The organism is Micromonospora sp. NPDC002411 (assembly GCF_053592955.1).
Genome location: NZ_JBSFBM010000387.1, coordinates 1 through 5,731 on the forward strand (window position 1 = coordinate 1; position 5,731 = coordinate 5,731).

At 70.4% G+C, this 5,731-nt stretch carries 5 protein-coding genes and 1 pseudogene; 5 read left to right on the forward strand and 1 reads right to left on the reverse strand.

What is annotated here, in order from left to right; translation table 11 throughout:
- Nucleotides 1–453: DUF3516 domain-containing protein (locus tag ACWCO3_RS30340; RefSeq protein WP_450013297.1), on the forward strand; the 453-nt coding region annotated here is incomplete at its 5' end.
- 67 nt (nt 454–520) lie between these two features.
- On the opposite strand, the gene ACWCO3_RS30345 is transcribed toward ACWCO3_RS30340, so the two are convergent.
- The gene (locus ACWCO3_RS30345; RefSeq protein ID WP_145784138.1) at nt 521–1,561 is read right to left on the reverse strand and encodes a LacI family DNA-binding transcriptional regulator; all 1,041 of its coding nucleotides are present in this window, start codon (nt 1,559–1,561) and stop codon (nt 521–523) included.
- A gap of 76 nt (nt 1,562–1,637) precedes the next feature.
- Between ACWCO3_RS30345 and ACWCO3_RS30350 the strand changes: the two genes are divergently transcribed.
- From ACWCO3_RS30350 to ACWCO3_RS30365, 4 genes and pseudogenes are all read left to right on the forward strand, one after another.
- Entirely contained in the window at nt 1,638–2,909 is a 1,272-nt protein-coding gene (locus ACWCO3_RS30350; protein WP_145784140.1) for an MFS transporter, read from the forward strand.
- A 52-nt stretch (nt 2,910–2,961) separates the two neighbouring features.
- The gene (locus tag ACWCO3_RS30355) at nt 2,962–3,942 is read left to right on the forward strand and encodes an aldo/keto reductase (RefSeq protein ID WP_450013300.1); all 981 of its coding nucleotides are present in this window, start codon (nt 2,962–2,964) and stop codon (nt 3,940–3,942) included.
- 612 nt (nt 3,943–4,554) lie between these two features.
- Nucleotides 4,555–5,424 carry a transketolase gene (locus tag ACWCO3_RS30360; protein ID WP_167524888.1) on the forward strand — a complete coding sequence of 290 codons (870 nt, stop codon included), beginning with the start codon at nt 4,555–4,557 and terminating at the stop codon, nt 5,422–5,424.
- Nucleotides 5,421–5,731, forward strand: a pseudogene (locus tag ACWCO3_RS30365) (hypothetical protein); the annotation flags it as partial. The gene ACWCO3_RS30360 and the pseudogene ACWCO3_RS30365, both read left to right, overlap by 4 nt.

The window sequence follows — 5,731 nt, forward strand, 5'->3', positions numbered from 1 at the left end:
GACGAGTGGGAGCGGCTGCGCAACCCGTCCGACGTCGCCGAGGTCGCCCAGGCGCACGCGGCGCTGACCGACCGGCCGCCGGCGGTGACCCGCAACGCGCGGGCGTTCCGGGTGCTGGTGCGCAACGCGTTGTTCCGCCGGGTGGAGCTGGCCGCCCTGCGCCGCTGGGACCTGCTCGCCGAGTTGGACGCCGAGGACGGCTGGGACTACGACGCGTGGTCCGACGCGCTGGGGCCGTACTTCGAGGCGTACGACTCGATCGGGGTCGGGCCGAACGCCCGCGGGCCGGCGTTGCTGATGATCGAGCAGGGTCGGGAGCGGTGGACCGTGCGGCAGATCTTCGACGACCCGGACGGCGACCACGACTGGGGCATCAGCGCCGAGGTCGACCTGGCCGCCTCGGACGAGGTCGGCGCGGCGGTCGTCCGGGTCACCGACGTCGGCCAACTCTGAGGTGTCTGCCCCCGACGGACCGTCGGGGGCGGACCGACCCGGGACGTAGCGTCGGGCGACGGCCGGCCTACGTCCGGGGTGGCGCCGTCGAGGCACGGACGACGACCTCGGTCGGCAGGATCAGGGCCTGACGGGTGGACGCCGGCCGCAGGAGCATGCGGACCGCCTCCGCGCCCTTGCGGTCGTGCGGTTGCCGCACGGTGGTCAGGGCCGGGTCGGCCGCAGACGCCGCCGGCACGTCGTCGAAGCCGACGACGGAGAGGTCGCCGGGAACGTCGATGCCCCGACGGGTGGCTTCGGCGATGACGCCGAGCGCCAGCCGGTCACTCATCGCCAGGATCGCCGTGGGCGGCTCGGCGTGGTCGAGCAGGGGCACTGCGGCGGCGGCCCCGTCGGCCTCCTCGACCCCGCGCGCCGCCACGACGACGATCCGGCCGCCGCCGTCGTCGAGCGCGGGGCCGAGCGCGTCCCGGTAGCCGTCCAGTCGGGCCCGGTTGGCGACGTACCCGGTGGGCGCGTCGAGCCCGGCGGGCACCACAGTCGTCTCCGAGTCGCGGGCCAGCGCGAAGCTGATCACGCCGATCCGGCGGTGGCCGAGGGCGACCAGGTGGGCCGCCGCCGCGCGGGCTGCAGCCCGGTCGTCGATGCCGACGTACGGCTCCCCCGGCGTCACGGGGGCGTCGAGCCCGACGACCGGCAGCCGTCGGGCCCGCAGCAACTCCCGTCGCTCGGGCTCCAGCGGGTCGCAGAAGGCGACGAACCCGTCCACGAGCGCGGTGGGGACGACGTCCGGCAGGCCCGGCTCGGCGCGGGGCACCAGCACCAGTGACGAGCCGTGCTCGCCGCAGACCCGGGCGACGCCGGCCATGGTCAGGCGGGCGGCGGGGTCCTCGAAGAGGTACTGGAGGGGCTCGTGGATGATCAGCCCGATCGCGCCGGTCCGTCCTCGGCGGAACGTGTTGGCGATCGGGTCGGGGCCGGGGTAGCCGAGGTCCCGTGCCGCGGTCAGGATCCGGTCGCGCAGCTCGCGGCTGAGCTGGTCGGGCCGGTTGAAGGCGTTGCTCACCGTGGCCTGACTGACTCCGAGCGCTCGCGCGACGTCTCGCATCCGTGGGGGTTGGTCGCTGGGCACTGGAGAACCTCCCTGCGTTGTGCCGGTCCTCTGATACGTATAAGTTAGCCACATGAGCGTCGATGTCGCGGACGGCCTGGACGGCCGCACCAGCAGCGACTGGCGCGTGCCGGCGGTCGCTTTCGCGGTCAACGGCGCACTTTACGGCAGCCTGCTCACCCGCTTTCCCGAGATCGCGGACCGGGTGTCCGCCAGCGAGACCCAGTTCGGTGTGGTGCTCTTCGCGGCGGCGATCGGTGGGCTGCTCGGTTCGCTGGTCGCCCCCCTGCTCGCCCGCGCCGTCGGCGAACGGTCGGCCACGCTGCTCGCCGGGGCGGGTTACGCGCTGCTGGCCGTCGGTGTGGCGTGGGCGCCGCAGTTGATCCTGTTGGGCGGTGCGCTGCTGCTGCTGGGCATCCTCGACGGCGCGCACGACGTGGTGATGAACGCCTTCGCGGTCCGGGTGCAGCAGCACCGCGCCACGACCCTGATGGGCCGCATGCACGCCACCTGGTCGCTCTCACTGGCCGGTGCGGGCGTGCTCGGCACGGTCGCCGCCGGGCTCCGGGTGCCGGTGGCCCTGCACGTCGGCATCGCCGCCACGGTGGCGCTGGTCGCCCAGCTCGCAATCGCCCTCGGCCGCAAGGGGATGGTGGCCGAGGGCCCGCCCGGGCCGACCCCGCCGGTCGACGGCCCGTCCGAGCTGGCCTCGACGGGCGACAGCTCGTCCACGCCAGCCTCGACGGGCGATGGCCCGGCGCGACCGGCGCGTTCCCTTGCTCGCCTGCGGTACGTGCTGCCGGTGCTGGGGCTCGCGGCGGTGGCCGCCAGCTATGTGGAGAGCCCGGGGCAGGAGTGGACCGGTCTCCTGTTGAGCCGCGGGTTCGACGCGACACCGCAGGTGGCAGCCGCGGCGCCGGTGCTCTTCGGCGCCGGCCTGCTGGCCTCCCGCCTGCTGTTGGACGCGGCGGTGTCCCGGGTCGGCCAGGCGAGGGTCGCGGCGATCAGCGGCGCCACCATGATGACGGCTGTGGGTATCGGTCTGGTGTGCACGCTCGTCGGCGCGCCGGTGTGGTGGGCGTTGGCGGCGGTCGCCATGGCGGGCTTCGGGGCCGGGCCGGCCTTCCCCCTGCTCTTCGGCTCGGCCGACCAGCTCAGCGTGCGGCACGGCATTCCCCCGGCCCGAACGGCGTCCATGGTCTCGGCGCTGTCCCGGGTCGGCGCCATCTCGGCGCCGATCGTGGTGGGGCCACTGACCGACGCGTTCGGCATGGTGATGGTCTTCGCGATCATGGCGGTCGGCGCCGCGCTGGTGCTGGGCGCGCTGCCACGGGCGGTCCGGTGACCCGGCCGCCCGCACCACGCGGTCCCCGGGCACGGTGACAGGAGGTTCGACGATGCGGTATGCGCGGCTCGGCTCGACGGGGCTCACCATCTCCCAGCTCTGCCTCGGTGGGATGAGCTTCGGCGAACCACACCGTGGGGCCGACTCGTGGACGCTGCCCGAGTCGGAGAGCCGGAGGGTGATCCGCCACGCGCTCGACGCCGGCATCACCTTCTTCGACACCGCCAACGTCTACTCCGACGGCTCCAGCGAGGAGATCCTCGGCCGCGCCCTCGGCGAGTACGCGCGACGCGACGACGTGGTCATTGCCACGAAGGTCTTCGGCCCGATGGGGCCGGGACCTAACCAGCGGGGGCTGTCGCGCAAGGCGATACTCGCCGAGCTGGACAACAGCCTGCGCCGGCTCCGCACCGACTATGTGGACCTGTACCAGATTCACCGCTGGGATCCGTCCACTCCGATCGAGGAGACGTTGGAGACCCTGCACGACGTCGTACGGGCCGGCAAGGTTCGCTATCTCGGCGCGTCCTCGATGTACGCGTGGCAGTTCGCCACCGCGTTGCAGGTCGCCGAGCAGCACGGCTGGACCCGGTTCGTCAGCATGCAGAACTACCACAACCTGATCTACCGCGAGGAGGAGCGGGAGATGCTCCCCCTCTGCCGGGCCCGGGGGATCGGCACTCTGCCGTGGAGTCCGTTGGCCCGGGGCAAGCTGGCCCGTGACTGGACCACGAGCACCCAGCGTACGGCCGATGACGCCTTCGGGCACAGCCTGTACGCCCGGACCGAGGACTCGGACCGGGCGGTCGCGGCCCGACTCGGTGATGTCGCCCAGGGCCGAGGGACACCTCGGGCGCAGATCGCGCTGGCCTGGCTGCTGCGGCAGCCCGTGGTGAGCGCACCGATCATCGGCGTGACGGACGTGCGGCAGCTCGACGAGGCATTGGGTGCCCTCGACGTCGAGTTGTCGGCGGACGAGGTCGACCAGCTCGAGGAGTGCTACGAACCGCACGCCGTGGTGGCGCTGGACTGATCACCAAGGGCCGCCGCCGAGCATGTCGGTGGCGTGCGCGAACAGGACGCCGGTCAGGCCGCTGCAATGCGGGCTGACACCATTCTTGGCGCTTGCCGCACATCGTCGGCTATAGCCGCGTGAAGTGATCTCGATAGCGTTACCTGTGTTTCCAGAAAATGACGTCACTGTATCCCTCGAAAGACAGCCCAGGGATCCGTGGGAATTGCACCAACACCGGTGTGACGCGGATCACTGTTTAAAGAGAAAATAGCCGATCGGGCGATGTTTCTGTGACCGAGCGCTTGACGCCTATGGCGCTCTGTGGAAATCTCGTGACAGGAAGATACTCAACAATGTCTATGCCGGGGGTGTCATTAAGTTTCGCACCACGAGGCGCCGATTCGCCTCCATCTGACGTCTGGGCGGGCGCCACGACCGCCAGACAAATCGCACAGAAAAGATGCGACCAACAGAGCTGCGCCATTCACGCAGCCAATTCGGCATGCATTCTGGCGACACTTTTCTACCAACAGAAAAGCGCGTTGAATGCTGCCCGAAATCCGAACATCGGAGAGGTCCGACGACCTTTCCTCACTTCGTTTCGAAGGGCGGAATCTGTTGACTGCCAGCATGACGTATCTCGACGCGCTACCACCGGACCGGCACCCGAATCTGGTGGACGATGAATTCGAACTGCCGTATCGACTCTCCCGCCTCGCGCAGTTGTCCAACGACGTACGGGCACATCTGCTCAAGATGATCCACCTCGCCGGCTCCGGCCACGTGGGATCGTCACTCTCCTGCGCGGACCTGGTCAGCGTGCTCAAGTTCGACCAGATGGACACCGCCGGCAACGACGTCTTCGTCCTCTCCAAGGGCCACGCCGCACCGACCTGGTACGCCGCCCTGATGGTCGCCGGTGACCTCGACACCGCCGAGATCGGCACGCTGCGCCGGATCGACAGCCGACTCCAGGGACACCCCGACCGCACCCGGCTGGATCTCGTGGCGGTGAGCACCGGCGCGCTCGGCCAGGGCCTGTCGGTCGGCATCGGGCGCGCCCAGGCGCGACGCCTGCGGGGCGACAACTCCAACGTGTACTGCCTCGTCGGTGACGGCGAGTTGCAGGAGGGGCAGATGTGGGAGGCCATCATGTACGCCGGGGCCCGGGGCCTGGGCAACGTGGTGCTACTCGTCGACTACAACCGCAGCCAGAACGACGGCACGCTCGAAGAGATCATGCCGCTGCACCCCCTCCCGGAGAAGCTGCGGTCGTTCCACTGGCACGTCCAGGAGGTCAACGGCCACTCCCACCTGGCGATCCGGGACGCCGTCGCCAACGCGCGGGACAACTGGATGCAGCCGTCCGTGATCATCGCGCACACCCGCAAGGGCTACCTCGGCCCCGGACAGATCCTGCTCAACGGCTCACACAGCGGCACCATGACCCCGGAGGTGTACGAGGACGCCATCGGCTACCTGGGGCGGGTGAGCGTGTGAAGGCGACGCGCGACTGGTTCGGGGACGCGTTGGTGGACGTCGCCGCGGACCACGAGAACGTCCTGGTCGTCAACTGCGACCTCGCCTCGGCGACCAAGACCACCCAGTTCAAGAAGGCCTTCCCCGACCGGTTCTTCGAGATCGGCATCGCCGAGGCCAACGGCATCGGCGTCGCGGCGGGCCTGGCCCAGGAGGGGTACCGACCCTTCGTCGCCAGCTTCGGTCACTTCCTGACCGGCAAGTTCCTGGAGATCTTCCAGTCGGTGGGTCTCAACAACGCCGGTGTCGTGCTGGTGGGCACGCACGC